General features: G+C 58.3%; 29 protein-coding genes. 18 read left to right on the top strand and 11 right to left on the bottom strand.

The genetic code is table 11. The features are described from left to right. Window positions 1-77 precede the first annotated feature (77 nt). On the bottom strand, window positions 78-1,154 hold the full coding sequence (hppD, locus tag AB4O11_RS24415) for a 4-hydroxyphenylpyruvate dioxygenase (protein ID WP_460128990.1): 1,077 nt from the start codon (window positions 1,152-1,154) through the stop codon (window positions 78-80). A 245-nt stretch (window positions 1,155-1,399) separates the two neighbouring features. After that, window positions 1,400-2,347, bottom strand: a complete 948-nt coding sequence (locus tag AB4O11_RS24420) for a DMT family transporter (protein ID WP_099759282.1) — start codon at window positions 2,345-2,347, stop codon at window positions 1,400-1,402. 78 nt (window positions 2,348-2,425) lie between these two features. On the opposite strand from AB4O11_RS24420, the gene AB4O11_RS24425 reads away from it, so the two are divergent. From AB4O11_RS24425 to AB4O11_RS24435, 3 genes are all read left to right on the top strand, one after another. Beyond that, window positions 2,426-3,295: a LysR family transcriptional regulator gene (locus AB4O11_RS24425; protein ID WP_093431107.1), complete on the top strand. Its 870-nt coding sequence runs from the start codon at window positions 2,426-2,428 to the stop codon at window positions 3,293-3,295. Window positions 3,296-3,412: 117 nt separating this feature from the next. Then, complete coding sequence (locus AB4O11_RS24430; RefSeq protein WP_460128992.1) at window positions 3,413-4,948, top strand: EAL domain-containing protein; 1,536 nt, start codon at window positions 3,413-3,415, stop codon at window positions 4,946-4,948. 235 nt (window positions 4,949-5,183) lie between these two features. Then, window positions 5,184-5,549, top strand: coding sequence for a histone-like nucleoid-structuring protein, MvaT/MvaU family (locus tag AB4O11_RS24435; protein WP_093431101.1), 366 nt, complete (start codon window positions 5,184-5,186; stop codon window positions 5,547-5,549). A gap of 219 nt (window positions 5,550-5,768) precedes the next feature. On the opposite strand, the gene AB4O11_RS24440 is transcribed toward AB4O11_RS24435, so the two are convergent. Beyond that, window positions 5,769-6,287: a DUF4946 domain-containing protein gene (locus AB4O11_RS24440; protein ID WP_093431098.1), complete on the bottom strand. Its 519-nt coding sequence runs from the start codon at window positions 6,285-6,287 to the stop codon at window positions 5,769-5,771. 139 nt (window positions 6,288-6,426) lie between these two features. On the opposite strand from AB4O11_RS24440, the gene gloA reads away from it, so the two are divergent. Further along, the gene (gene gloA, locus AB4O11_RS24445) at window positions 6,427-6,948 is read left to right on the top strand and encodes a lactoylglutathione lyase (RefSeq protein ID WP_460091065.1); all 522 of its coding nucleotides are present in this window, start codon (window positions 6,427-6,429) and stop codon (window positions 6,946-6,948) included. 253 nt (window positions 6,949-7,201) lie between these two features. Here the strand turns inward: gloA and ahpF are convergent, their stop codons facing one another. From ahpF to AB4O11_RS24460, 3 genes are all read right to left on the bottom strand, one after another. Next, window positions 7,202-8,764, bottom strand: coding sequence for an alkyl hydroperoxide reductase subunit F (ahpF, locus tag AB4O11_RS24450; protein ID WP_038368199.1), 1,563 nt, complete (start codon window positions 8,762-8,764; stop codon window positions 7,202-7,204). Between the two features lie 124 nt (window positions 8,765-8,888). Beyond that, entirely contained in the window at window positions 8,889-9,452 is a 564-nt protein-coding gene (gene ahpC / locus AB4O11_RS24455; protein ID WP_034154256.1) for an alkyl hydroperoxide reductase subunit C, read from the bottom strand. A gap of 136 nt (window positions 9,453-9,588) precedes the next feature. Further along, a complete protein-coding gene (locus tag AB4O11_RS24460; protein WP_093431088.1) occupies window positions 9,589-10,527 on the bottom strand; it encodes a site-specific integrase in 939 nt (312 codons plus the stop codon). A 177-nt stretch (window positions 10,528-10,704) separates the two neighbouring features. Between AB4O11_RS24460 and AB4O11_RS24465 the strand changes: the two genes are divergently transcribed. Beyond that, the gene (locus tag AB4O11_RS24465; RefSeq protein ID WP_460091068.1) at window positions 10,705-11,721 is read left to right on the top strand and encodes a DNA-binding protein; all 1,017 of its coding nucleotides are present in this window, start codon (window positions 10,705-10,707) and stop codon (window positions 11,719-11,721) included. Here AB4O11_RS24465 and gorA read toward each other — a convergent pair. Further along, complete coding sequence (gene gorA / locus AB4O11_RS24470) at window positions 11,718-13,076, bottom strand: glutathione-disulfide reductase (protein WP_093431081.1); 1,359 nt, start codon at window positions 13,074-13,076, stop codon at window positions 11,718-11,720. The two genes, AB4O11_RS24465 and gorA, sit on opposite strands and share 4 nt — an antisense overlap. Before the next feature lie 128 nt (window positions 13,077-13,204). Next, window positions 13,205-14,044, bottom strand: coding sequence for a UTP--glucose-1-phosphate uridylyltransferase GalU (gene galU, locus AB4O11_RS24475; protein WP_093431079.1), 840 nt, complete (start codon window positions 14,042-14,044; stop codon window positions 13,205-13,207). Window positions 14,045-14,302: 258 nt separating this feature from the next. On the opposite strand from galU, the gene AB4O11_RS24480 reads away from it, so the two are divergent. Beyond that, a complete protein-coding gene (locus AB4O11_RS24480) occupies window positions 14,303-14,488 on the top strand; it encodes a hypothetical protein (RefSeq protein WP_090283267.1) in 186 nt (61 codons plus the stop codon). A gap of 138 nt (window positions 14,489-14,626) precedes the next feature. Then, entirely contained in the window at window positions 14,627-14,914 is a 288-nt protein-coding gene (locus AB4O11_RS24485) for a hypothetical protein (RefSeq protein ID WP_093431076.1), read from the top strand. Between the two features lie 3 nt (window positions 14,915-14,917). Here the strand turns inward: AB4O11_RS24485 and AB4O11_RS24490 are convergent, their stop codons facing one another. Then, window positions 14,918-15,148 carry a hypothetical protein gene (locus tag AB4O11_RS24490; RefSeq protein ID WP_008082673.1) on the bottom strand — a complete coding sequence of 77 codons (231 nt, stop codon included), beginning with the start codon at window positions 15,146-15,148 and terminating at the stop codon, window positions 14,918-14,920. A gap of 71 nt (window positions 15,149-15,219) precedes the next feature. After that, window positions 15,220-15,576, bottom strand: a complete 357-nt coding sequence (locus tag AB4O11_RS24495; protein ID WP_093431070.1) for a hypothetical protein — start codon at window positions 15,574-15,576, stop codon at window positions 15,220-15,222. Window positions 15,577-15,786: 210 nt separating this feature from the next. On the opposite strand from AB4O11_RS24495, the gene AB4O11_RS24500 reads away from it, so the two are divergent. The 5 genes from AB4O11_RS24500 to ada all read left to right on the top strand — a co-directional run bounded on the left by AB4O11_RS24500 (window position 15,787) and on the right by ada (window position 18,921). Then, window positions 15,787-16,089 (top strand): DUF1883 domain-containing protein, encoded by a 303-nt coding sequence (locus AB4O11_RS24500; RefSeq protein WP_007912251.1) that lies wholly within the window; start codon window positions 15,787-15,789, stop codon window positions 16,087-16,089. 34 nt (window positions 16,090-16,123) lie between these two features. Next, complete coding sequence (locus AB4O11_RS24505) at window positions 16,124-16,291, top strand: hypothetical protein (protein WP_177413103.1); 168 nt, start codon at window positions 16,124-16,126, stop codon at window positions 16,289-16,291. 93 nt (window positions 16,292-16,384) lie between these two features. Next, entirely contained in the window at window positions 16,385-17,095 is a 711-nt protein-coding gene (locus tag AB4O11_RS24510) for a 2OG-Fe(II) oxygenase (protein WP_093431067.1), read from the top strand. Between the two features lie 5 nt (window positions 17,096-17,100). Beyond that, window positions 17,101-17,766 carry a DNA oxidative demethylase AlkB gene (gene alkB, locus AB4O11_RS24515; RefSeq protein WP_460091071.1) on the top strand — a complete coding sequence of 222 codons (666 nt, stop codon included), beginning with the start codon at window positions 17,101-17,103 and terminating at the stop codon, window positions 17,764-17,766. Between the two features lie 87 nt (window positions 17,767-17,853). Beyond that, complete coding sequence (gene ada / locus AB4O11_RS24520; RefSeq protein WP_460128997.1) at window positions 17,854-18,921, top strand: bifunctional DNA-binding transcriptional regulator/O6-methylguanine-DNA methyltransferase Ada; 1,068 nt, start codon at window positions 17,854-17,856, stop codon at window positions 18,919-18,921. Window positions 18,922-18,955: 34 nt separating this feature from the next. Here ada and acuI read toward each other — a convergent pair whose 3' ends face one another. Next, a complete protein-coding gene (gene acuI / locus AB4O11_RS24525; protein WP_460128998.1) occupies window positions 18,956-19,939 on the bottom strand; it encodes an acrylyl-CoA reductase (NADPH) in 984 nt (327 codons plus the stop codon). 354 nt (window positions 19,940-20,293) lie between these two features. On the opposite strand from acuI, the gene AB4O11_RS24530 reads away from it, so the two are divergent. The 6 genes from AB4O11_RS24530 to AB4O11_RS24555 all read left to right on the top strand — a co-directional run bounded on the left by AB4O11_RS24530 (window position 20,294) and on the right by AB4O11_RS24555 (window position 26,952). After that, window positions 20,294-21,358 (top strand): NAD(P)H-dependent flavin oxidoreductase, encoded by a 1,065-nt coding sequence (locus AB4O11_RS24530; RefSeq protein WP_460129000.1) that lies wholly within the window; start codon window positions 20,294-20,296, stop codon window positions 21,356-21,358. A 170-nt stretch (window positions 21,359-21,528) separates the two neighbouring features. Continuing rightward, a complete protein-coding gene (gene modA / locus AB4O11_RS24535) occupies window positions 21,529-22,296 on the top strand; it encodes a molybdate ABC transporter substrate-binding protein (protein WP_194933046.1) in 768 nt (255 codons plus the stop codon). A gap of 1 nt (window position 22,297) precedes the next feature. Then, entirely contained in the window at window positions 22,298-22,978 is a 681-nt protein-coding gene (gene modB, locus AB4O11_RS24540; RefSeq protein ID WP_460129002.1) for a molybdate ABC transporter permease subunit, read from the top strand. A gap of 3 nt (window positions 22,979-22,981) precedes the next feature. Continuing rightward, on the top strand, window positions 22,982-24,061 hold the full coding sequence (gene modC, locus AB4O11_RS24545) for a molybdenum ABC transporter ATP-binding protein (protein WP_093431049.1): 1,080 nt from the start codon (window positions 22,982-22,984) through the stop codon (window positions 24,059-24,061). 72 nt (window positions 24,062-24,133) lie between these two features. After that, on the top strand, window positions 24,134-25,171 hold the full coding sequence (locus tag AB4O11_RS24550) for a DNA topoisomerase IB (protein WP_257355279.1): 1,038 nt from the start codon (window positions 24,134-24,136) through the stop codon (window positions 25,169-25,171). A 143-nt stretch (window positions 25,172-25,314) separates the two neighbouring features. Then, window positions 25,315-26,952 (top strand): ABC-F family ATP-binding cassette domain-containing protein, encoded by a 1,638-nt coding sequence (locus tag AB4O11_RS24555; RefSeq protein ID WP_460129005.1) that lies wholly within the window; start codon window positions 25,315-25,317, stop codon window positions 26,950-26,952. Window positions 26,953-26,985: the final 33 nt, after the last annotated feature.

Consider the following 26,985-nt stretch of genomic DNA (forward strand, 5'->3'; position numbering starts at 1 on the left):
CTACGATCTTTTGATCTACAAAAAAAATCCCGGCTCTGCATTTCAGCAGGCCGGGATTTTTTCATTTCAGTGGCCGATTACTCGGTAGCAAGCACACCACGACGCACCTGATCGCGCTCGATCGACTCGAACAGGGCCTTGAAGTTGCCTTCGCCGAAACCATCATCGCCTTTGCGCTGGATGAATTCGAAGAACACCGGGCCCATCAGGGTTTCCGAGAAGATCTGCAGGAGCAGGCGCTTGTCGCCCTGCTCCGAGGCGCCGTCGAGCAGGATGCCGCGCGATTGCAGCTGATCAACCGGCTCGCCGTGGTTCGGCAGGCGACCTTCGAGCATTTCGTAGTAAGTATCTGGCGGCGCGGTCATGAAGCGCATGCCGATCTTCTTTAACTGATCCCAGGTCTTGATCAGGTCATCGGTGAGGAACGCAACGTGCTGGATGCCCTCACCGTTGAACTGCATCAGGAACTCTTCGATCTGGCCAGCGCCCTTGGACGACTCTTCGTTCAACGGGATGCGGATCATGCCGTCCGGTGCGGTCATCGCTTTCGAGGTCAGGCCGGTGTACTCGCCCTTGATATCGAAGTAACGGATCTCGCGGAAGTTGAACAGCTTCTCGTAGAAGTTCGCCCAGTAGGCCATGCGACCGCGATACACGTTGTGGGTCAGGTGGTCGATGATCTTCAGGCCCGCACCGACCGGATTGCGATCAACGCCTTCGATAAACACGAAGTCGATGTCATAGATCGAACTGCCTTCGCCGAAACGGTCGATCAGGTACAGCGGCGCACCGCCAATGCCTTTGATCGCCGGCAGGTTCAGCTCCATCGGACCGGTTTCGATATGGATCGGCTGAGCGCCGAGTTCCAGTGCGCGGTTGTAGGCTTTTTGCGAATCCTTGACGCGGAACGCCATGCCGCACACGGATGGGCCGTGTTCGGCGGCGAAGTACGACGCCACGCTGTTCGGTTCGTTGTTGAGGATCAGGTTGATCGCGCCCTGACGGTACAGGTGCACGTTCTTGGAGCGGTGGGTCGCGACTTTGGTGAAGCCCATGATCTCGAAGATCGGCTCCAGGGTGCCCGGCACCGGCGATGCGAGTTCAATGAATTCAAAGCCCATCAGGTCCATTGGGTTTTCGTATAAATCTGCCATGGTGGCGCCTCATCATTTCTTATCAATTAACCAGGGTTATTTGTCAGTCATGCGAGGTCGGTGGGTGGCGCGCAGGAGATGCCACGCACACTGCGGGCGAGGAAGTCACCGTAGATCAGTTGAAACCCGAATATCTTCATTGTCGACCCAAGGCTCTTGCGGGCGAGGCTTCTGCTGCCAGAAGACGATTATTATTGTATGCGTAACCAGATTCTACACAGCGTAAATAGGCTTGTCTGCCCTCCCTATAAAATCCGCTTTTTTGCGCCCGGTGCAAGGGGTTTGTTGCACAGGTAGATGCCACTCAGGATCAGCGCGCCACCGAGGTACATGGCCGGTGTCAACTGTTCGCCCAGCAGCAGCGCGCCAAGGATGACCGCCGTCAAAGGATTAAGCGCGATAAACACCCCGCTGCGCGTCGCGCCGATTTTACGGATGCCATCGTAATAGCCGATGTAGGCCAGCGCCGAGCCCAGGACACCGAGGTACAGCAGGCTCAGCCATTGCGCCACGCCCAGATTATTCAGCGCCTGCCAGCTCAGCTCGCCGCGTACCGCCGCCAGAGCCCACAACATGAGTGTGCCGATCAGGATCGAGTACGTCACGGTCTGCACCGGCCCTAACGTCCGATTCAGATCACGGGAAAACAACGAATAAACGCCCCACCCCAGCACACAGCCGAGAATCAACAGATCGCCGATCCATGCCTGCGGCGTTGCGGCCAGCCATTGCGGATTGCGGCTGACGATCACCAGGCCAGCACCGCCAATACAGATCGCGATACCAGCAGTTTCAAGTCTTCCCAGACGCTCTTTAAACAACCACCACGAGGCGAGACCGATTACCGCCGGGTTCAACGCCACAATCAACGAAGCGCGCGACGCGTTGATGTATTGCAGGCCGTAAAAAAAGCACAGGTTATAGAAGAAGATCCCGAAGAACCCCAGCAGCGCCAGGTGCAGCCATTGTCGTGGAGTCGGCCGTGCCAAAGGGATCCGCGCCAGCCACAGAAAGCCGAGCAGCACCGCACTGGCGAGCAGGAAACGCAGGCTGGCGGCGAACACTGGACTCAGGCTGCCGGCGAGAAAACGTCCAGCGACAAAGGTGCCACCCCAAACCATAGTCACCATCGCGAGTGTCAGATAAACCGGGATGTCGGATGATGTTGTGTGCAGTTGCCCGACGTTGCGCATGAGGCTCCAGACCAAAGCTTTTGAGGAATGCCGTATCATTCACCTCATTTCACATCATCGTAAAATGAGCAAAAACTCATGACCCTCACACAACTGGAAATCTTCTCGCTGGTCGCCGAACTGCGCGGTTTCACCCTCGCGGCCCATCGCCTGGGGATTTCGCAGTCGGCGGTGTCCCACGCAATGAAGTCGCTGGAGCAGGAACTGGGTGTCGAACTGCTGCGCCGGCATCAGTCGTCCGTGGAGCTCAGTGACATCGGTGAGCAATTGCTGCTGCGCGCCCGCGCCATGCTCGGGCTGGCCAACACCTTGCGCCAGGAAGCCGCCGATGCGCGCGGCATGAAAAGCGGCACCTTGCGCATCGGCTCGTTCGGCCCGACTTCGTCGATCAAGTTGCTACCCAACATTCTGCGGCAATATCGCGAGGCGCATCCGGGCATCGAAGTGCACATCGATGAAGGGCCGGATCGACAAGTGACGCAATGGCTGGAGGAGCGGCGGATCGACATCGGCTTCGTGGTGCTGCCAGAGGAGCGCTTCGACACCTTCACCTTGATCGAAGACCAGATGGTTGCGCTTCTCCCGGTGGGCCATGTGCTGGCAGCCCGAACCGCGTTGAGCCTCAAGGATTTGTGCGATGCACCGTTTGTCCTGACCGAAGCGGGTTCTGCGGAGCTGGTGTCGCGACTGTTCATGGCCGCGCGTTTGCAACCGAACATTCGCTATCGCTGCTCGCAGTTGCTCAGCACACTCGATACGGTTGGCCGTGGCGACGCCATCACGATTGTCGCCGAAGGTTCTTTGCCGCAAGAGGCAGCGCCTCGCTACGTAAAGAGGCCATTGCTGCCCGCCGTACAACGTCAGGTCGGACTCGCCGTGCTTGATCGGCGCCAGGCATCTCCCGCCGCTCTGGCCTTTATCGCGCTGGCGACGCGAATGAAGCACTGATGAGCGGCGCAAGCGCCTTCTGCCATCTATCCTCCCCTCTGGCTGAAGTTATTTCAGCGGCGCGCCGTTATCCGGCCTGAATTCAATAGTTCCATTCCACCGCGACAGGATGCGCCCATGCCGTTGACCGTCAGACTCCGCCGCAAACGCAGCACACGCATTCTCGTCACACTACTCAGCGGTTTGCTTCCGGTGCTGCTGGGCAGCGCCATTCTTTACATGCAGGCCGGACGCACGCTGGAGCAAGGTTCACAACAGACCGCCGAAGAGGCACTGCAGCAGTTCGAGTTGATGCTCGACAACACCGCGCAAGCGGCGCGCGAATTGCTGCCATTGGCCGGTCAGAATTGCGAAAACGTCAAACTCGCCTTGCGCGAGCAAGTAACCCGCCGCCCGTTCGTGCGCTCGACCAATCTGGTGTGGGACGACAACCTTTATTGCAGCTCTTTGTTTGGCGACTTCAAGGAAGCCGTCAACGCGGGCGACTACAACCAGGGCAAGTTGTGGCTGATGAACGGCAATCCGGTCACCCCCAACACCGCGCTGCTGGTTTATCGGCTCAGCGAAGGTCGCGGCGGCGCATTGACGACACTGGACGGTTACCATCTAAGCAATATGTTGCGTTTGATCGGCCGGCACATGTTGCTGGTGCTGCAAGTGGGCGATAACTGGCTGTCGGCCGACGGCAAAGTCCACACCGGTACCCTCCCCACGCTGCCGATAGCGCAAAACACCCTGGCCTCCTCCCGTTATGCGTTCAGTGTTTCTGCCGGGTTTCCCGAGGGCGAAACCTGGCGCTACATGGTCGATGAATATCCGCCGCTGTTCAGTCTGCTGATTTTTTTTGGCGTGGTGTCGGGGGCCATCGGCCATGTCCTGCAGAAGCGCTCCACTTCGCCGAGCCACGAAATGCTCCGCGCGCTCGAGGCTGGCGAGTTCATTCCCTACTTCCAGCCCGTGGTGCATGGCGACAGCAAGGCATGGTCGGGAGCTGAAGTGTTGATGCGCTGGACTCACCCGAAAGAAGGCCTGGTACGTCCGGATCTGTTTATTCCATTCGCCGAGCATTCGGGGTTGATCGTGCCGATGACCCGCGCCCTGATGCAACAAACTGCCGCGCTGCTGGGGCCGCTATCAGCAACGTTCACCGCGCCATTTCATATCGGCATCAATATCACCGCGAGCCATTGCAAAGACCTGGAACTGGTGGAGGATTGTCGAACGTTTCTCGCCGCGTTCGCCGCCGACAGCATCAACCTGGTGCTGGAGTTGACCGAGCGCGAATTGATCGAGCCGACCGACATCACTCACCAGCTGTTCGAGCAACTGCACGCGCTGGGCGTGAAGATCGCGATTGACGACTTCGGCACCGGCCACTCAAGCCTGGGCTACTTGCGCAAATTCAATGTGGATTTCCTCAAGATCGATCAGAGTTTCGTCGCCATGATCGGTGTCGATGCGTTGTCCCGACACATTCTCGATACCATTATCGACCTGTCGGCCAAGCTTGATCTGGGTATTGTTGCCGAAGGTGTCGAAACTCAGGCGCAAGCCGATTATTTGACCGCACATCACGTCAACTTCCTGCAAGGGTATCTGTTCGGCAAACCGATGCCGGCTGCGGAATTCATCAGCGCGTTAACTCACCATTAACTAAGCCAGATTAAGACGAGCGTACCGGCCAGGCGCACCAAATTGATACAAAAGACCGCTGTTGTTACATGAGGACAACATCAGGATTTACTCTTGGCGCATTAACTACTACAATTTTTTCAACCTGAGCAAGATTGGCAGGTGAGCCATTTATCACCGAGTCGCTTCAAGGCTCTTGGCTTATTAGCTTTGTTTGCGGTTGGTATCAGCCAAACACACTATTGGAGTAAAGATATTGTCCAGACTCGCTGAATTTCGTGCAGCTGAAAAGGCCCTTCAGGAACAGCTCAAACAGCTGGAATCGCTGAAGAACGATGCCGGGCTCAAGAAAGAAATCGAATTCGAAGAAAAGCTCCAGGGGCTGATGAAAACCTACGGCAAAGGCCTGAAGGACATCGTCGCCATCCTCGATCCGAACCCGGCAAAATCCGCTTTGCAGACTTCTGCAGCCCCTAAAACCCGCCGCGCTCGCGTGGTCAAGGTTTATCAGAATCCGCATACCGGTGAACTGATCGAAACCAAGGGCGGCAATCACCGTGGCCTGAAAGCCTGGAAGGAACAATACGGTGCAGCCACCGTTGATTCCTGGTTGCGCGGTTAATCCAACGCCAATAAAAAAGCCCTGCATGACGCAGGGCTTTTTTGTTGACAATATCTAACAAATGAAATGAATTTCATCGAACAAGTTGCGGGTTTTCTGTAACGTTGCTGAGTCAGAAAGCTAAACATTTTGCGGCGCGATGTTGCGATCAAGGCCGCCATTAAACTTTGTGCTTAATCCGTTCGGGTATCTAACCTCCTCCGTGAAGAGTACAGCGCCTTAAAGTTTCAAGCTGTTTCTCAGCGCCACTATCTCGTCTGCGCTGGCCTTATAAATCTCAGCTTGCCCGGCGTAGGAAAGAACATAAGCCTTGTCCGCCTCGACTGCCGCCACGAGGGTTTGCGACAACACATGCCGACCGTTTTCGGTGATGGTGCAAGTGGTTTCCAGCGCCGACAAAGTACCCAGCGTCGCCGGATGCACTTTGTTGCAGACACTTTGGTAACCGCCCTGGAAGAAGTCCTTCTGTATCGACTTGCGCATCTCCAGCAGCACGCCCTGCAAATTGACCTGATGCCCTGCTTCGACATGAGTCATGGTCAATTCCATAACCATCACCTGATTGCCATCGGCGTCATTCTTGACCGCGCGCTGACGGGAAACCTGTGCAGCCGCCTCGGGCAGCGCCTCGACTTGCCAACCGGCTGGCCAGGTAATGCTTGGTTCGTCCGCTGACGCGCAGACCGCCACAAGCGACAACACAAAAAAAACAAACACGGATTTAAACAGTCGGATCATTGCCGGACGCACTCGCAGATTGAACCGTAAAGTCTGAGGCTCGCCCGCACGCAGGGCAAGCCTGCCCTTTCATTTGGCGATGCCGACAGGCATGCGTATCATTGCGTCCATTCACTCGCCCATAGTTATTGGAGGGCTCATGAGCCTGCACGAACTCAATACGTTCCCCGGCGTCACCGCCACCCCAGACAGCGCAACCCGCAACTTCGTTTTCAACCACACCATGTTGCGCGTCAAAGACATCACTAAATCCCTGGACTTCTACACCCGCGTCCTGGGCTTCTCGCTGGTGGAGAAACGCGATTTCCCGGAAGCCGAGTTCAGCCTGTACTTCCTCGCACTGGTCGACAAAGCGCAGATCCCGGCCGACGCGGCTGCCCGCACTGAGTGGATGAAGTCGATCCCGGGCATTCTCGAACTGACCCATAACCACGGCACCGAAAACGATGCGGATTTTGCCTATCACAACGGCAATACCGACCCGCGTGGTTTTGGTCATATCTGCATTTCGGTGCCGGATATCGTCTCGGCCTGTGCGCGCTTTGAAGAGTTGGGCTGTGACTTCCAGAAGCGCCTGACCGATGGCCGCATGAAGAGCCTGGCTTTCATCAAGGATCCGGATGGTTACTGGGTCGAGATCATTCAGCCTGCGCCGCTGTAAAAGCTGAAAAGCCCCTCACCCTAACCCTCTCCCATAGGGAGAGGGAACTGATTGGGGGATATGCAAGAATTCCGCCGACGTGAGAGATCTTTACCGAATCCATAATCGACTCGGTCATTCAGGTCGATGGAAAACGCCAGACACCTCGGTCGGCTCCCTCTCCTTCGGGAGAGGGCTGGGGTGAGGGGCAGCTTTTCACGCGCAATAAAAAACCCGTGATCGCTCACGGGTTTTTTCATTTCTGGCTGGACGCTTACGCCGGAGCCGAAGTGCGGATCAGGTGATCGAAAGCACTCAGCGAAGCCTTGGCGCCCTCGCCCACCGCGATCACGATCTGCTTGTACGGCACGGTGGTCACGTCGCCGGCAGCGAAGATGCCCGGGATCGACGTTTCACCCCGGTTATCGACAATAATCTCGCCCCGTGGCGACAGCTCGATAGTGCCCTTGAGCCAGTCAGTATTCGGCAGCAAACCGATCTGCACGAAGATCCCTTCCAGCTCGACGGTACGCAACTCATCGGTGTTGCGATCCTTGTAGCGCAGGCCGTTGACCTTCTCGCCATTGCCGGTGACTTCAGTGGTTTGCGCACTGGTGATCACCGTGACGTTCGGCAGGCTGTGCAGTTTGCGCTGTAATACGGCGTCGGCGCGCAGCTGTACGTCGAACTCCAGCAGCGTCACGTGCGAGACAATGCCGGCCAGGTCGATGGCCGCTTCAACGCCGGAGTTACCGCCGCCGATCACTGCCACGCGCTTGCCTTTGAACAGCGGACCGTCACAGTGCGGGCAGTACGCCACGCCTTTGTTGCGGTATTCCTGCTCGCCCGGCACGTTCATTTCACGCCAGCGCGCACCGGTCGCGAGAATCACGCTCTTGGCTTTGAGGGTCGCGCCGCTGGCGAAACGGACTTCGTGCAGCTCGCCGTTTTTGCCCGGGATCAACTTGTCGGCGCGTTGCAGGTTCATGATGTCGACATCGTACTGTTTGACGTGTTCTTCCAGCGCCGTGGCCAGTTTCGGTCCTTCGGTTTCCTGTACGGAAATGAAGTTCTCGATGGCCATGGTGTCGAGCACCTGGCCGCCGAAACGCTCAGCGGCGACGCCAGTGCGGATACCTTTACGTGCAGCGTAAATCGCTGCCGACGCACCGGCCGGGCCACCACCGACGACCAACACATCAAAGGCCTCTTTGGCGCTGATTTTCTCAGCCTGACGCTCGATGGCACCGGTGTCGAGTTTGGCCAGAATCTCTTCCAGGCCCATGCGGCCTTGACCGAAGTTCTCACCGTTGAGGTAGATGCTCGGCACGGCCATGATCTTGCGATCGTTGACTTCGTCCTGGAACAACGCACCGTCGATGGCGACGTGGCGGATGTTCGGGTTGAGCACAGCCATCAGGTTCAGCGCCTGGACCACGTCCGGGCAGTTCTGGCAGGACAGCGAGAAGTAGGTCTCGAAGCTGAACTGGCCTTTGAGCGAGCGGATCTGCTCGATCACTTCAACACTGGCTTTCGATGGGTGGCCGCCGACTTGCAGCAGGGCCAGCACCAGCGAGGTGAACTCGTGGCCCATCGGGATACCGGCGAAACGCAGACTGATGTCGGCGCCCGGGCGGTTGATCGAGAACGATGGCTTGCGTGCATCGTCACCGCTGTCGATCAGGGTAATTTGGCTAGAAAGACTGGCAACGTCTTTCAGCAGTTCCAGCATTTCACGGGATTTCGCACCGTCGTCGAGGGAGGCAACGATCTCGATCGGCTGGGTGACCCGTTCCAGGTACGATTTCAACTGGGCTTTAAGATTGGCGTCCAACATACGGGCGATTTCCTTTATTTGAGGCGAAAAAAAGCCCGAGCGAAACTCGCCCGGGCATTTTTATTGGGCGGTGCAGCGTACTTAAGAAGGTGCGGCGTACCGCCCTGCATTGCGTGTCACAGACTTAGATCTTGCCGACCAGGTCCAGGGACGGTGCCAGAGTGGCCTCGCCTTCTTTCCACTTGGCTGGGCAAACTTCACCTGGGTGAGCAGCAACGTACTGAGCAGCCTTGATCTTGCGCAGCAGCTCGGAAGCGTCACGGCCAACGCCGCCATCGTTCAGTTCAACGATTTTGATCTGGCCTTCTGGGTTGATCACGAAGGTGCCACGGTCAGCCAGACCAGCTTCTTCGATCAGCACGTCGAAGTTGCGGGAGATGGCGTGGGTCGGGTCGCCGATCATGGTGTATTCGATTTTGCCAATGGCTGGCGAAGTGTTGTGCCAGGCAGCGTGGGCAAAGTGGGTGTCGGTGGAAACGCTGTAGATCTCTACGCCCAGTTTCTGGAAGGCAGCGTAGTTGTCAGCCAGGTCTTCCAGCTCGGTTGGGCAAACGAAGGTGAAGTCGGCTGGGTAGAAGAATACAACCGACCACTTGCCTTTCAGGTCAGCGTCCGAGACTTGAACGAAGTCGCCGTTTTTGAACGCGGTAGCTTTGAACGGTTTAACTTGGCTGTTGATGATAGGCATTGATGACTCTCCGTCAGGGTTGTGAATTCGATGGGTGAATCCTACCCACTCACTCGACGGATGGCTCATTGGCAAACCTGATGCTGCTGATTTGTTTTCGCTATTAGCCGACTGTATTAATAGAAGAAAACGATATCTACGACGAAGCCGGGTTATCCGTAATCCGAGCCATCCCTTGGAATGGGCTGACTTCAACATAGCGCATCGCCGACTTCATATCCTTCCAGCCGACGTAACTCATCAACGATTTCAGATCCCAGCCACTTTGGTGTGCCCAAGTGGCAAAGCCGCGACGCAGGGAATGGCTGGTGTAGTTTTCGGCGGCAATCCCGGCACGCTGCAACGCCTGGCGCAGCAAAGGAATGATGCTGTTGGCGTGCAGGCCCTCCTCGTTCAGATTGCCCCAGCGGTCGATGCTGCGGAAAACCGGGCCGCGTACCAGCGCCGCTTCGGTGATCCAGTCGATGTAGGCCTGCACCGGGCACAGCTTGAGCAGCGCCGGCGCTTGATAGGTCTGCCCGAGGTTTTCCCGATCGCCTTTGCTGCGCGGCAAATACAAGGTGATGCCTTTGCCGGCATGCGCTTGCACATGTTCGATTTGCAGGCGGCACAGCTCATCGCTGCGGAAGCCGCGCCAGAAACCCAGCAGAATCAAGGCGCGATCACGATAAGCCTTGAGCAGTAGCGGACGATCCTGCTGCTCTTTTGCGGTTTGCGCCTCATGCTCCAGCCAGTCGATGACGCGCTGCAAATCCTGCAACTGCAACGGCTCAGCCTGTTTCTCCTGCGCTGGATGCAAAGCCCGAATCCCTTTGAATACCTTGCGCACCACCGGCGCCTTGGTCGGATCGGCAAACCCTTGGCTGTTGTGCCACTGCGCCAGCGCCGACAGACGCAGCTTCAGCGTGTTTATCGACAACTCTTCGGCGTGCGCTACCAGATACCGCGCGACGCTGTCGGCCGTCGCCGGCAAGAACCCGCCCCACTTAACTTCGAAATGCTCGATGGCCGCACGATAGCTACGGCGCGTGTTGTCACGGGTGGCGGCTTGCAGATAGCGATCCAGATCGCTCATGGGCTGTTTTCTCGCTGGCGTACTGATGCAGGAATGCAAAGGCGCATTTTGCCGCCTGACACTGGGTAATACCAGTATATCCCGCGTCTTCAATATCAAAGGTTTATCTTTATTTTTGAGATGGTACACTGCGTACTTTAGTGGCATGTACCACAGTACGTAAACGTAGGAGTTCACATGGCCCGTGGCGGCATAACCAAAGCACTGGTGCAGATCGCGCGCACAGCGATCCTCGCCCGTGGCGAACACCCGAGCATCGATGCAGTACGCATTGAAATGGGCAACACCGGCTCGAAAACCACGATCCATCGCTATTTGAAAGAACTGGATGACGGCGCCCAGCCCGTTGAAGCCTCGGCTGAGCCTATCGATGACGAGTTGACCGCCCTCGTCTCGAGGCTCGCCCAACGCCTCAAAGAACAAGCGCAAGAGCCCATCGAGCAAGCCCGCGAGCAGTTCGAGGAGCAGCGCGAAGCACTGGAGTCGGAGCTGCAACAGACGCGTCAGGCACTGGAAAAGCTCGAACACGAGCACGACATTCAAGGCGCTGCACTGGCGCGTGAATCCGAAGCGTTGAACAACACACGCTCGATGCTGCAGACCGAGCAGACCCGCAATGCCGGGCTGAATCAGGCATTGGCCGACTTTGAGTTGCGCTTGCAGGACAAGGACGAGCAGATCCGCTCACTGGAAGAAAAACACCTGCATGCCCGTGACGCGCTGGAGCACTACCGCAACGCCAGCAAAGAGCAGCGCGAGCAGGAACAGAGCCGCCACGAAGCGCAGGTGCAGCAGATTCAGGCCGAATTGCGTCAGGCGCAGCAAAGTGCATTGGTCCGCCAGGACGAGATCACGCAACTGCACCGCGACAACGAACGCCTGCTCACGGAAAACCGTGGCACGCAGCGCGAACTGAGTCTGCTGCAGGATCAGCTCAAGCAGAGCAATCAGCGTCAGGATCAACTGCTCGAGCAAGCGACCCGCGTCGACAGCGAACGCACCCTTCTCCAGGAACGCCTGCGCGTGGCCACCCTGGAAAGCCAGACACTCAAGCAGAGCGTCGAGGAGCAGACGCTGCTCAACCAGTCACTGAAAAAGGAATTGAACAAGGCTCAGGCAAGCCTGGAAGAAAGCCAGCGTCTGGCGGCTACCGTTGCGGCAGCGCCAGACTCAGCCAAGCCGAAAGACGCTTAAGCGCCGACCGGCGTACGCATGGTGACGAATTCTTCGGCGGCCGTCGGGTGTACCCCGATCGTGTCGTCGAAGTCGCGCTTGGTTGCGCCAGCTTTCAACGCAATCGCCAGGCCCTGGACGATCTCACCAGCGTCAGGGCCGACCATGTGGCAGCCGAGGACTTTGTCGGTCTTGCCGTCGACTACCAGCTTCATCAGCGTCTTTTCCTGACACTCGGTCAAGGTCAGCTTCATCGGGCGGAAGCGGCTCTCGAAAATCACCACGTCGTGGCCAGCCTCGCGTGCATCTTCTTCGGTCAAACCAACTGTACCGATGTTCGGCAGGCTGAACACTGCAGTCGGGATCATCTTGTAATCCACTGGGCGGTATTGCTCAGGCTTGAACAGACGCCGCGCTACGGCCATGCCTTCTGCCAGAGCCACAGGCGTCAGCTGCACGCGACCGATGACATCACCCAGGGCGAGAATGGACGGCTCGCTGGTCTGATATTGCTCGTCAACCTTGATGAAGCCTTTGTCGGTGAGCTGCACATCGGTGTTTTCCAGCCCCAGATTGTCGAGCATCGGACGCCGACCCGTGGCGTAGAACACGCAATCCGCTTCCAGCTCACGACCATCTTTAAGGGTGGCTTTCAAGCTGCCATCGGCCTGCTTGTCGATACGCGCGATGTCGGCATTGAACTGCAGATCCAGGCCACGCTTGGTCAACTCTTCCTGCAAATGCTTGCGCACCGAACCATCGAAGCCGCGCAGGAACAGATCGCCGCGATACAGCAGCGTGGTGTTCGCGCCAAGGCCGTGGAAGATCCCGGCAAATTCGACCGCAATGTAACCGCCGCCAACCACCAGCACACGCTTTGGCAGCTCCTTGAGGAAGAACGCCTCATTGGAACCGATGGCGTGTTCGCGCCCCGGAATCTCCGGAATCTGCGGCCAGCCACCGGTAGCAATCAGAATATTCTTCGCGGTAAAGCGCTCACCATTCACCTCAACCTCATGCGGGCCGACAATCTTCGCGTGCGCCTCATGCAAGGTCACGCCGCTGTTGACCAGCAGATTGCGATAAATGCCGTTGAGGCGATTGATCTCGCGATCCTTGTTGGCAATCAGCGTCGCCCAATCGAAATTTGCCTCACCCAGGCTCCAGCCAAAACCGGACGCCTGCTCAAAGTCTTCGGCGAAATGCGCGCCGTACACCAGCAACTTTTTCGGCACACAGCCGACGTTAACGCAGGTCCCGCCCAGATAACGGCTCTCCGCCACCGCCACTTTCGCACCGAAACCGGCCGCAAAACGCGCAGCACGCACACCGCCGGAACCGGCACCAATCACATAAAGGTCAAAATCGTAGGCCATTTCTATCTCCTCGGCAGGGGATCAGCATACCTGCAGCCACCCATTGGGCAAGCGCTGCCAATCATATGGGGGCGCAAAATAAAAAAACCCGCCGAAGCGGGTTTTTCTTACAGACAATTCAAGCGCTCTTAATAAGCCTTGCCAGTCTTGTAGAAGTTCTCGAAGCAGAAGTTGGTTGCTTCGATGTAGCCTTCAGCACCACCGCAGTCGAAACGCTTGCCTTTGAACTTGTAAGCCATGACGCAGCCGTTCTGGGCTTGTTTCATCAGGGCGTCGGTGATCTGGATTTCGCCGCCCTTGCCTGGCTCGGTTTGTTCGATCAGGTCGAAGATGTCCGGAGTCAGGATGTAACGACCGATGATTGCCAGATTCGACGGCGCATCTTCCGGCTTTGGCTTCTCGACCATGCTGTGAACGCGGTAGATGTCGTCGCGGATCATCTCGCCGGCGATAACGCCGTACTTGCTGGTTTCCTGCGGATCGACTTCCTGGATGGCGATGATCGAGCAACGGAACTGCTTGTACAGCTTGACCATCTGGGTCAGTACACCGTCGCCTTCGAGGTTGACGCACAGGTCGTCCGCCAGCACCACGGCGAACGGTTCGTCACCGATCAGTGGGCGACCGGTGAGGATCGCGTGACCCAGACCTTTCATTTCGGTTTGACGGGTGTAGGAGAACGAGCACGAGTCGAGCAGTTTGCGGATACCGACCAGGTATTTCTCTTTGTCGGTGCCTTTGATCTGGTTTTCCAGCTCGTAGCTGATGTCGAAGTGGTCTTCCAGAGCACGCTTGCCACGACCGGTCACGATGGAGATTTCCGTCAGGCCAGCGTCCAGAGCTTCTTCAACGCCGTACTGGATCAGTGGCTTGTTTACCACCGGCAGCATTTCTTTAGGCATGGCTTTAGTCGCTGGCAGGAAGCGAGTACCGTAACCGGCTGCTGGGAACAAGCATTTCTTGATCATATAAGTCCTTAAAAGGGCTGTGTGTACGAGTTTCGGCGCAGTCTAATCAGGCGGCGTGCACCTTACAATGCCCCGCACTGGCTAACCGATGCCAACATAGAGAAATATTCTCGCCGATAGTTCAATCGACATCCTGGCGCAGCCAGATCAGCGTAGCTCAAAGCAGCCGAGAAACTGAATCACCATACGCTCATCGCCCCCCAATGCGAGCATTTGCCGGTATCATGGCGCCTTTGAACCAGCGAACGAGACAGATAGATGGCTGCGGTAAAAATCGTCAACGGGTATGTGATCGACAAGAAAGACGGCAAGTGGACGCTGACCACGACCAATGGCGAACACATCGCCGGGCCTTTCGACAGCGAGCAAATGGCGACCGATGTAGCGGCAGTGTTCACCGACACTCCGGCATCGGCCAAGCGCCGTGGCAAAGATCAGGACTGATCGACTGCGACGCCCCAAGCCCTGCCCTTGCGCAGGGCTTTTTTGTGCCTACTTACAAACAAGTGGCCAAACGCTATAACCTTTTCACACCGGCGCTGTCAGAGCGTCTAGTCCCCCTCCTCGCTGAAGACCACAAACATGAATCTGAAAAAATGGCTGCCCCTGATCGCGGTATTGGCACTGGCCGGTTGCGCCACCTCCCAACCTACGTACCTGAACAATGGTGAACAGGGGCTGTCGATCGATTGCTCCGGCGAAGCGAATTCCTGGGCGACCTGCTATGAAAAAGCCGATGCCTCCTGCGCGGGCACTGGCTACCGAATCGTTGGCACCGACGGCACACCCCAGCCCAAGGAAAGCGACAAAACCCTGGGCGTTGATGTCGGCAACTACAAGAACCGCAGCGTTGTCGTGGTCTGCAAATAGACCTTACATATGAATTTCGGCGAACTTGATACCGAGTCCACGAACGACTTCGATCAGATCGTCGAGACGGTTGAAGGATTCGACTTCGTCGTTATCGTCGACCAGAAAGTAGCTGCGCCCGGCGCTCTTCTTGAAAAACACGATCCACTCACCCGGATTCGCCGGGTTCTGGATAACATGGGTGGCAGAGATCAGGCCCTCTACGTGGCGCTCCCGTACTTGCTCTCGCTTCATCGCGACTCCAGAAATGAAAATGCCGTCACAGCATGACTGCGACGGCATCGGTGCTGATGACTGTCAGTCTATCAGCCGGAAATACACGCATTGGCGGCCTTTTGCACGTCACGCGGGCGAACCGGCACATTCGACATGCGCTCATGCAACTTGATGCTGCTGCCACCGGAGCGATCTTCGATATCAAACACCGCGGCTGCACCCGTAGAAAGTTTCCCCGGTACGATGACCCGAACCCCGTCCTTGTGCGGCTGCACTTGCAGCGCGCCGCGGCTGTCTGCCAGTTTATCGGCCAGACACTGGGCATATTCATGGGGTTTCTTGCCGGAGATCACGCTCATGGTCGGCAGCGTTTCATTGATTTCGGAAACACTCGCACAACCACCCACAGCCAGAATCAACGGCAGACACACCACACCCCACTTCATACAAAACCTCCGTTAAAGACCGTCCGACAGCACAAATGCCGTTTTTCTCCGGGGCCTTCTGCATTTAACCCGCATCCGATTGCGAATATCTGTTCAAAATTGTCAAACCAACGCCCGACGGCCAGATAATAACCCGTGCGGGCTGATAAACTGCGCGCAATTACAAGCTATCGTTTTGATTTTGTAGAAAAAGCCCTTCTGGAGGCGCCCATGAAATTCATTCACCAGCGCGAACACCTCAACGAAGACGACATCGTCGTCATCCAATGCTCGCAAATGTGCAACATCCGTCTGATGAACGACGCCAATTTCCGCAGCTTCAAGAACGGCGGCCGTCACACCTATCACGGCGGCGCCTTCGACACCTTCCCGGCCCGTATCACCGCGCCGAGCACCGGTTTCTGGAACATCACCATAGACACGGTCAACCGCCGTGCGATCAGCGTAACCCGCAAGCCGACGCTGACCCACTCGATCAAGATCATCCGTCGCTCCAGCACCAAACTCAGCTGAGACACACCGCTCAACCAGAAAGGAAAGCATGACCGTGGCCCAAACAACCAAATACGTCATCAAGTACAAACTCAACGGTGAACGCCGCTTCGAGTTCGCGCAGCTGGAAAACGGCACTGCCGAAGAAGCCAAGGCTGCGCTTGACGCGATCCACGGCAAAGATGATGTGATCAGCGAGATCGCCGTCAGCAAAGCGCTGTAAGCATCGACAGGAATTTGACCGCAAGCGGCGGAGTGTTCTGCCGCCAGGTCTTGCCTAGACTGACTTTCTTCGACCAAGCGTCAAGGAGTCAGCATGTCGATGTCACCCTCGCGTCTGGATTCGCTCGACTGGGCAAGCCTTGCGCAACAACTGGATCAGGACGGCTACGCGATCATCCGTTCGCTGCTGCTGACCAACACCTGCGATCACCTGAGTGCGCTGTACCCACAGACCGAACCGTTTCGATCGCAGGTCATCATGGCCCGCCACGGTTTCGGTCGCGGCGAGTACAAATACTTTCGATATCCCCTGCCAACACCGGTAGAACGCCTTCGCTGCGCCTTATATCCGCGCTTGGTCCCCTTGGCCAATCGCTGGTACGAACGCATGCACCTGCCCGAGCGTTTCCCTCCGAACCACGCCGAGTTTCTTCAGCGTTGCCATGCCGCCGGTCAACGACGCCCTACCCCTCTTCTGTTGCAGTACGGCCCGCAGGACTACAACTGCCTGCATCAGGACCTGTACGGCGAATCGGTTTTTCCGCTGCAAGTGGCGATTCTTCTGTCAGAACCCGGGCAAGATTTCAGCGGCGGAGAGTTCGTTCTCACCGAGCAGCGCCCGCGCATGCAATCTCGCCCGCACGTACTCGATCTGACGAAAGGTGATGCGCTGATCTTTGCCGTGAATCAGCGCCCCGTCAAAGGCGTGCGCGGCGACTACCGGGTGACCATGCGCCACGGCGTCAGTCGCCTGCACAGTGGAAAAAGGCATACCCTAGGCATCATCTTTCACGACGCAACCTGATGGCCATGTCCTCAACAACTCTCGACCTGTTCGCTGACCACGAACCCGAACAACAAGCCCGAGCCGAACAGGTTGGCGAGCAATCCTGGCTATTGCGCGGCTTCGCCCTGCCGATTGTCGATCAATTGCTGCCGGCACTGGACGCCGTTCTCGCAGCGGCCCCCTTGCGCCACATGGTTACACCGGGCGGTTTCAGCATGTCGGTCGGCACCAGCAGTTGCGGTGAGTGGGGCTGGATCACTGATCGCAGCGGCTATCGTTATTCGAGTGTCGACCCGCTCAACGGGCTGCCTTGGCCGCAGATGCCGAAATCCTTCGCTGCTCTGGCGCATTCGGCAGCCGAGCGAGCTGGTTTCTCTGGCTTCAATGCAGATTCCTGCCTGATCAATCGCTATGTCCCCGGCGCAAAAATGTCATTGCATCAGGATAAAGATGAAAAGGACTACGCCGCGCCGATCGTTTCCCTGTCACTCGGATTGCCTGCCATATTTCTGTTCGGCGGTTTTGCGCGCAGCGACAAGACCCGGCGAATTCCGCTGCTGCACGGTGACATGGTGGTCTGGGGCGGCGTCGACCGATTGCGCTACCACGGCGTGTTGCCAATCAAGCACGGTCAGCATCCGCGCTTGGGTCAACAGCGGATCAATCTGACGTTTCGGCTGGCTCGCTAAACCCGAAAAATTTGACCGCAAGGCCCGGAGTGTTGTGCCTGGCGAGGCAGGTTAACCTGAATCAAACAGGTCAACGGATTACTCATCATGAAAACGCTTTCGACCCCGCTTGATACCGAACATGATCCACGCTGGGCCGCCGTGCTTGCACGGGATCCGCAGGCGGACGGGCAGTTTGTCTATGCGGTAAAAACCACGGGCATCTACTGCCGCCCGAGCAGCCTGGCACGCTTGCCGAAACCGCAGAATGTCGAGTTTTTCGACACCGCCCAACAGGCCGAAGCCGCGGGTTATCGGCCGAGCAAACGTGCGAGCAAGGATCAAAGTGATGTCGCCGCGCAGCATGCCGCGACCGTCGCCACGGCATGCCGACAAATCGAGATAGCCGAAAATCCGCCCGCCCTGAACGAGCTCGCAGAGACGGCCGGTTTGAGCCCGTTTCACTTTCATCGCGTGTTCAAAGCCGCCACTGGCCTGACGCCAAGAGCCTACGCCGCCGCCCATCGTTCGCGCAGAGTGCGTGAACGTCTCGCGGACGGCAATTCGGTGACGGATGCTCTATATGACGCAGGCTTCAACTCCAACAGCCGTTTCTACGAATCGGCCAATCAACTGTTGGGTATGAAACCTGGCGACTACCGCGCTGCCGGTCAAAACAACGACATCCATTTTGCCGTAGGCCAATGCTCGCTGGGCGCGATTCTGGTGGCGCAAAGCGAGCGTGGGGTGTGCGCGATTTTGCTGGGTGACGACCCGCATCAACTGGTGTGCGACCTGCAGGATCAGTTTCGCAAAGCCAACCTGATTGGCGCAGACAGCGGGTTTGAACAGTTGATTGCCAAAGTCGTGGGTTTTATCGAAGCGCCGGCCATTGGCCTGGATCTGCCACTGGACGTACGGGGGACGGCGTTTCAAGAACGTGTCTGGCAAGCGTTGCGGGAGATTCCGCTCGGCAGCACCGCCAGCTATGCCGAGATTGCCCAGCGCATCGGCGCGCCGACGTCCATGCGCGCAGTGGCTCAGGCGTGCGGGGCCAACCGCCTGGCGGTGGCAATCCCTTGCCACCGCGTGGTGCGCAGCGATGGCAACCTTTCCGGTTATCGTTGGGGGGTCGAGCGCAAGCGTCAGTTGCTTGAGCGCGAGACGCCGGCGTGAACGGTCAATGGATGCTACGCAGCCTGAAAACCTGTCAGCGATTGACGTCCACCACAACCCGTCCGCGAAGTTGCCCGGCGAGCAGTTTTGGCGCCGCCTCGATGGCTTCACTCAGGCCGATTTCGTGGCTGATCAATGCCAGCAGCGAGAAATCCAGATCCTTCGCCAGACGCTCCCACGCTTGCAGCCGGCGGGCCATGGGCTGGGTCACGCTGTTGATGCCGGCGAGGGTCACACCGCGCAAAATAAACGGCGCCACTGACGCCGGGAAGTCCATGCCTTGGGCCAGACCACAGGCGGCGACGGTGCCTTCGGAGCGGGTGCTCGCGCAGGCATTGGCCAGGGTGTGACTGCCAACCGAATCGATCACCGCCGCCCAACGCTCTTTGGCCAGTGGCTTGCCGGGCGCTGACAACATCGCACGGTCAATGATTTCGCCGGCGCCCAACTGCTGCAGATATTCATGCTCGGAGACCCGTCCGGTGGACGCGACGACGCGGTAGCCGAGTTTGCTCAGCAGGGCGATGGCAAAACTGCCGACACCGCCGTTGGCCCCCGTGACCAGCACCTCACCCTGCTCTGGCGTCACGCCATTACGCTCGAGCGCCAGAATGCACAGCATCGCCGTATAACCGGCCGTACCGACAGCCATCGCTTGCGCCGCCGTAAAGGCCTTGGGCAATGGAATCAGCCAATCGCCATTGAGTCGCGCCTTCTGCGCCAGACCGCCCCAGTGATTCTCGCCAACACCCCAGCCATTGAGCAGCACCTGATCACCCACCTTATAGTCGGGGTGTGAACTGGCTTCCACGGTGCCCGCAAGATCGATCCCCGGCACCATCGGAAACTTGCGCACCACCGGACTGCTGCCGGTAATCGCCAAGCCATCCTTGAAGTTCAGCGTGCTGTACGCAACAGCCACGGTGACATCGCCTTCAGGCAATTGCTCCTCGTTGACCTGTTGCAGGTTGGCGCGGTAACCGCTGTCGTTTTTGTCGATCACAATGGCGTTAAACATGACTGCCTCGCTGGACTGTTTTCAGAATGTCGTGCCTTGAAATAGCACATCGCAACACCTTGCCACATTCGACTTTGCGCCAATCGGCGAATTCGCCGGGCATTTCCATGGCCCGCATCTATGCTTTTTCTACGGTCGTGGTTTCGCCGAAATTCTTAAAGAGTTCGCCATTGCCGCGACCACCGGCGTACCAGCAATTTTCATCACGCTTCTGGAGGCCAAAGAACGGCGGATGTCATCGACGCTGAAAAACTGCACGGGTTGTTCTGAATTTCCAACTGGCCCCGAATCCGGTTTTGCTGCTAAAAACCGGTTTTGCCCCCTGCCCGCTACACCGTTTGGAGAACCGCCCTCATGAGCCAATGGCCAGACACCCGTCTTCTTGATCTGCTCGGCATTGAATTGCCGATCATCCAGGGCCCGATGGCCGGTGCGACGAATTCGTCCATGGTCATCGCCGTGTGCAACGCCGGTGGCCTGGGTTCGATGCCGGCGGCGATGCTGAGCATCGAGCAATTGCGCGAAGAGCTGAAAACCATCCGCCAGCACACCGACAAGCCCTTCAACGTGAACTTCTTCTGCCATCAGCCACCGGCAGCCGATGAGCAACGTGCACGTGACTGGAAGCATTTGCTGGAACCGTATTACCGTGAACTGGGCGCCGATTTCGCTGCACCGACGCCGGTGTCCAACCGCGCGCCGTTCGATGCCGCAGCCTGTGAAGTGCTGGAAGAGTTTCGACCTGAAGTGGTGAGCTTCCATTTCGGTCTGCCAGAGAAATCCTTGCTCGAGCGGGTCAAGGCAACCGGGGCGAAAATTCTCTCTTCGGCCACGACGGTCGATGAAGCGATCTGGCTGGAACAGAACGGCTGCGACGCGATTATCGCGATGGGCTACGAGGCCGGCGGCCATCGCGGCATGTTTCTCAGTGATGATCTGAGCAGTCAGGTCGGCACGTTTGCCCTGGTGCCTCAGGTGGTCGATGCGGTGAGCGTACCGGTGATTGCCGCCGGGGCAATTGCTGATGCGCGCGGCATGGCGGCGGCATTTATGTTGGGGGCCTCAGCAGTACAGGTCGGCACCGCCTATCTGTTCACGCCGGAAGCAAAAGTCAGCGCCGCTCACCACAAGGCGCTGCGCACCGCCAAGGAAAGCGAAACGGCAATCACCAATATTTTTACCGGGCGGCCGGCACGGGGCATTCTCAACCGCGTCATGCGTGAACTGGGCCCGATTTCGCCCCAGGCACCAGCATTTCCCTTGGCCGGGGGGGCGCTGATGCCGCTGCGAGCGATCAACGAAGCAGAGTTTGCCAACCTCTGGGCCGGTCAGGCATTCACCTTGGGCAAAGACCTCGGTAGCGCTGAACTGACTCGACAATTGGCCGAAGGCGCACTGGCAAAACTCGCTCGCCGCTGAAGCTGCACAGCGTGAAGATTCAAACATCCTCGCGCTGATTTTAACCAACACTTCCTGTTTGGCGGCATTTCGCTATATATTTCGCTATATAGCGAATTCACCCCTCGCATCGGCGCAGCCCACTTCAAACAATAGCTGCCCGCTGCACTCGTCAATAACGGAGCTGTTACATGACCATTCGTGCCTCACGTCTTGCCCCTGGTTGCCTGGCCTCTTTGCTCGCCGTCTTCGCCATAGGCGCAGTTCAGGCTGATGAAGTGCAGGTGGCCGTGGCAGCCAACTTCACCGCGCCGATCCAGGCCATCGCCGCCGATTTCGAAAAAGACACCGGGCACAAACTGGTCGCAGCCTATGGCGCTACTGGCCAGTTCTACACTCAGATCAAGAACGGCGCGCCGTTCGAAGTGTTCCTCTCCGCTGACGACACCACCCCGGAAAAACTCGAAAAAGAAGGCGAGACCGTCAAAGGTTCGCGTTTCACCTACGCGATCGGCACGCTGGCGTTGTGGTCGGCGAAAGAAGGTTATGTCGATGCGAAAGGCGAAGTGCTGAAAAAGAACGAATACCAGCACCTGTCCATCGCCAATCCGAAAGCTGCGCCATACGGCCTGGCCGCCACGCAAGTACTGGAAAAACTGAAATTGACCGACGCCACCAAAGCCAAGATCGTTGAAGGCCAGAACATCACTCAGGCTTATCAGTTTGTCTCGACCGGCAACGCTGAGTTGGGCTTTGTCGCCCTGTCGCAGATCTACAAGGACGGCAAAGTCAGCAGCGGTTCGGCATGGATCGTCCCTGCGAGCATGCACGACCCGATCAAACAGGATGCGGTCATTCTGAACAAAGGCAAAGACAACGCCGCCGCCAAAGCCTTGGTTGAATACCTCAAAGGCCCGAAAGCCGCTGCGGTGATCAAGTCCTACGGTTACCAGCTCTAAAATGTCACTGACGAGCGCCGATTTCGCGGCGATCTGGTTAACCCTGAAACTGGCGTCCCTGACCACCGCGATCCTGCTGGTGGTCGGCACGCCGATCGCCCTGTGGCTGTCGCGCACCGGTTCATGGCTGCGCGGCCCGATCGGGGCGATCGTCGCCCTGCCCCTCGTACTGCCTCCGACCGTGATCGGTTTCTATCTGTTGCTGATGATGGGCCCGCACGGCTTTCTCGGGCAGTTCACCCAATGGCTGGGCCTGGGCACTTTGACGTTCAGCTTCACCGGGCTGGTGATCGGTTCGGTGATCTATTCCATGCCGTTCGTGGTGCAACCGTTGCAGAACGCGTTCTCAGCGATCGGCACCCGCCCCCTGGAAGTGGCCGCGACCTTGCGCGCCAATCCGTGGGACACGTTTTTCAGCGTGATTGTGCCGTTGGCGCGCCCCGGTTTTATCACCGCAGCGATACTCGGTTTCGCGCATACCGTCGGTGAGTTCGGCGTGGTGCTGATGATCGGCGGCAACATTCCCGACAAGACCCGCGTGGTTTCCGTACAAATTTATGACCACGTCGAAGCGATGGAATACGCGCAGGCTCACTGGCTGGCCGGGGCGATGCTGGTGTTTTCGTTTCTGGTGTTGCTGGCGCTGTACTCCAGCCGCAAGACCCGCACAGGCTGGAGCTGATCGATGATCGATGTGCGTTTGAAACGGGTCTATACGGGCTTCAGCCTCGATGTCGACCTGCACTTGCCGGGCCGTGGCGTGACTGCGCTTTATGGGCATTCCGGCTCGGGTAAAACCACCTGTCTGCGTTGCATTGCCGGGCTTGAGCGCGCTGAACATGGCTTCATCCAGATCAACGATGAAGTCTGGCAGGACAGCGATAACGGCATTTTCGTCCCGCCACACAAACGCGCGCTCGGCTATGTATTTCAGGAAGCCAGCCTGTTTCCGCATCTGTCGGTGCTGGCCAATTTGCAGTTCGGTCTCAAGCGCATCGCCAAGTCCCAGCGTCGGGTCGACATGGCGCAGGCCACCGAACTCTTGGGCATCGAGCATTTGCTCGAGCGTCATCCGCAGCATTTGTCGGGAGGCGAACGCCAGCGTGTCGGCATCGCCCGCGCCCTGCTGACCAGCCCGAAACTGCTGCTGATGGACGAGCCGCTGGCCGCTCTCGATAGCCAGCGCAAAAGTGAAATCCTGCCGTACCTGCAACGTCTGCACGACGAACTGGACATTGCGCTGTTGTACGTCAGTCATGCCCAGGATGAAGTGGCGCGACTGGCCGATCATCTGGTCTTGCTCAGCGAAGGCAAAGCGCTGGCCAGCGGCCCGATTGGCGAAACCCTCGCACGTCTTGACCTGCCGATGGCGATGGGCGATGACGCCGGGGTGATCATTGAAGGGCAGGTCAGCGCCTACGATGCGCAATATCAACTGCTGAGCCTGCAATTGCCGGCCACCGAGATGAGCATCCGTGTGACGCACGCGCCGATGGAACCGGGTCAGGCCCTGCGCTGCAAAGTACACGCGCGGGATATCAGCCTGAGCCTGCAGAACAGCGAATTCAGCAGCATCCTCAATCGACTGCCGGTGACGGTGGTCAGCGAACAATCGGCGGACAACGCCGCCCACGTGTTGATTCGCCTTGATGCTGGCGGCACTCCGCTGCTCGCGCGTATTACACGTTATTCCCGGGACCAGTTGGGCGTGCATCCGGGCCAGCATTTATGGGCGCAGATCAAAGCGGTCGCAGTCCTCGCTTAAATCATTCGGCACCACGGCAACGGCGTGCGGTCAATCGTTTTACAGACCGCCGCGCCATCAAAGGAAACTGCCATGCCCGACACCGTGCTGACTGCCGACCTGCCATCCGACCTGCATTACGTCGACGACACCCAGCCCGGTATCACCCGCAAAAAGCTGCGTGGCAAGTTCAGCTATTTCGAGCCGTCCGGCCAGCGCATCAGTGATCCGGATGAAATCAAACGCATCAATGCCCTTGCCGTACCACCCGCCTATACCGATGTGTGGATCTGTCCGGATCCGCGCGGTCATCTGCAAGCCACCGGCCGTGATGCCCGTGGCCGCAAGCAATATCGCTATCACGCGCGCTGGCGCGAAGTGCGCGATGCCGACAAGTATTCGCGCCTGCGTGAGTTCGGTCTCGCGTTGCCGAAACTGCGCAAGCAACTGGAGGCGCTATTGGCCGCGCCCGGCTTCAGTCGTGACAAGGTCATGGCGACGGTGATCACCCTGCTCGACGCCACATTGATCCGGGTCGGCAATACGCAATACGCCCGCGACAACCGTTCCTACGGCCTGACCACCCTGCGCAGCCGACATGTCGAAGTCAACGGCAGCGCGATCCTCTTCCAGTTTCGCGGCAAAAGCGGCATCGAACACCAGATCACCGTCAAGGACCGGCGTCTGGCACGCATCATCAAGCGTTGCCTGGAGATTCCCGGGCAGAACCTGTTTCAGTATCTGGATGAAACCGGTGAGCGACACACCGTCAGTTCTTCCGACGTCAACGCCTACCTGCAAACCCTGACCGGCGCCGATTTCACCGCCAAGGATTACCGCACCTGGGCCGGCAGTGCCTTGGCGCTGGCGGTGTTGCGCGAGTTGCAATGGGAATCCGAGACCGAGGCCAAGCGGCATGTGGTGGAGATGGTCAAGGGCGTCGCCAAGCAGTTGGGCAACACCCCGGCGGTGTGCCGAAAATGCTACATCCACCCCGCCGTGGTGGAGAAATTCATGCTCGGCGCCCTCGCTGAACTGCCTCGCCCGCGCGTGCGCAAAGGCCTGCGTGCGGAGGAAGTGGCACTGGCGATGTTTCTCGAGCGAATGAGCGAGATGACCGATGCATCTTGATCCGCAAGGGAGCGTCATCTAGGCTAGCGACCTCTCCTCCTTCGGACGACCGCAGCAGTGAACAATCCAGCCTTCTAAAAATGTAATCGCGACACGCCGTTCTCGGCGCTTGTCAGTTTTCACGACATTTTTTGGAGGTGCCGATGACTCACGTCTCGCGTACACCCGCACTCGTTTCCCTGAATCAACTGGGCTTTCAGTTCGCCAATGGCGCAACACTGTTCGAAGACCTGAACCTGACTTTCGATCATCAACCGACTGCGATCGTCGGGCGCAATGGTGTTGGCAAAAGCGTGCTTGCACGTTTGATTGCCGGGCAATTACAACCCGGCACCGGCAGCGTGGCACGCTCGGTTTGCGTGCATTACGTCGCACAAACGTTCATCGCCACACCCGGGCAAACCGTCGCCGATGCAACGGGGACGGCCCCGGCGCTCAGCGCCCTGGAGCGACTAAGATGCGGTGGTGCCACTGCGCACGACTTCGACCTCATCGATGAACGCTGGGATCTGGCCGAGCGCTTGCGCCAGATGCTCGATGGGGCCGGGCTGACCGACCTCACCGGGTCGGATCTGACGGAGCACCTCAGCGGTGGCCAGCAAGCCAGAATCGCTTTGATCGGCGCACTGCTGAGTCAGGCGCCATTGCTGGTGCTCGACGAGCCCACCAATCACCTCGACAGCGCCGGTCGGCAATGGCTGATGAGCCTGCTTGAGCGCTGGCGTGGCGGCCTGATTATCGTCAGTCACGACCGCCAGCTTCTGGAGCAGATGCAGCGAATTGTCGAACTCACGGCGTTGGGAGTAACAGTTTTCAGCGGAAGGTTTTCGGATTTCACCGAGCAACGCAGGATCCATCAACAGGCGGCGCAGGCACAGCTCGATCAGGCCCGTATCGAACGTCAGCACGAACGTACGCGGCTGCAACGCGAGCACGACACGATCCAGCGCCACGCGGCCGGCAGCCGTCGCCACGCACAAAGTGCCAACGTTTCGGGCTTCGAGCGGGCAGCGTTGAAAGCCGCTGCGCGGGACATCATGGGGCAGGTAAAAGTCGGCCACCAGGCACGCAAGGCCGATCTGGATCAGCGTGTTCGCGAGGCGTACGAAAACGTCCTGCCCGCCGACGGCGTGCTGATCAATCTGCCGGGCAGCGTGGTGCCGAGCAATCGGCGGGTGTGCACGCTGATCGACGCGTGCTTGCCATGGTTACCGGCAGATGCGCCCACCACCCGCCTTGACCTCGCCATTCAAGGGCCGATGCGCATCGCTGTCAGCGGTCACAACGGTTGTGGCAAATCGACGCTGTTGAAATTGCTGGCAGGTGAATGGGCGCCGGTAAGTGGCGAGTGCATCACGCACGTACCTTTTGCCTTTCTCGACCAACAACTGAAGCTGCTGGATGAGCACACATCGATTGTCGATCAGTTGCAGGCACAGCAAACACTTTTGAGCGAAGGTGAGTTGCGCAGCTTTCTCGCTCATCTGCAACTCGACGCACAACGCGTTAACCGCCCGTGCGCCTCACTCAGTGGCGGCGAACGCTTGAAAGCAGCCCTTGCGCTGGCGTTGTGGCGCCAGACCCCCGCACAATTACTGCTGCTGGATGAGCCGACCAATCATCTCGACCTGGCGTCGGTGCACGCTTTCGAACACGCCTTGCAGGCATTTCCCGGAGCGATTGTCGCGGTTTCCCACGATCAAGCGTTTTTACAGGCGTTAAACCCAAGCCATTGTTTGACCTGGCACCCCGAAGGCTGGCGCTGGCAACCGACGAGCTGACCTGCCTATTTTTTGCACGATTGCCGAGGGCTT

Source organism: Pseudomonas sp. H1_D05 (assembly GCF_054682705.1).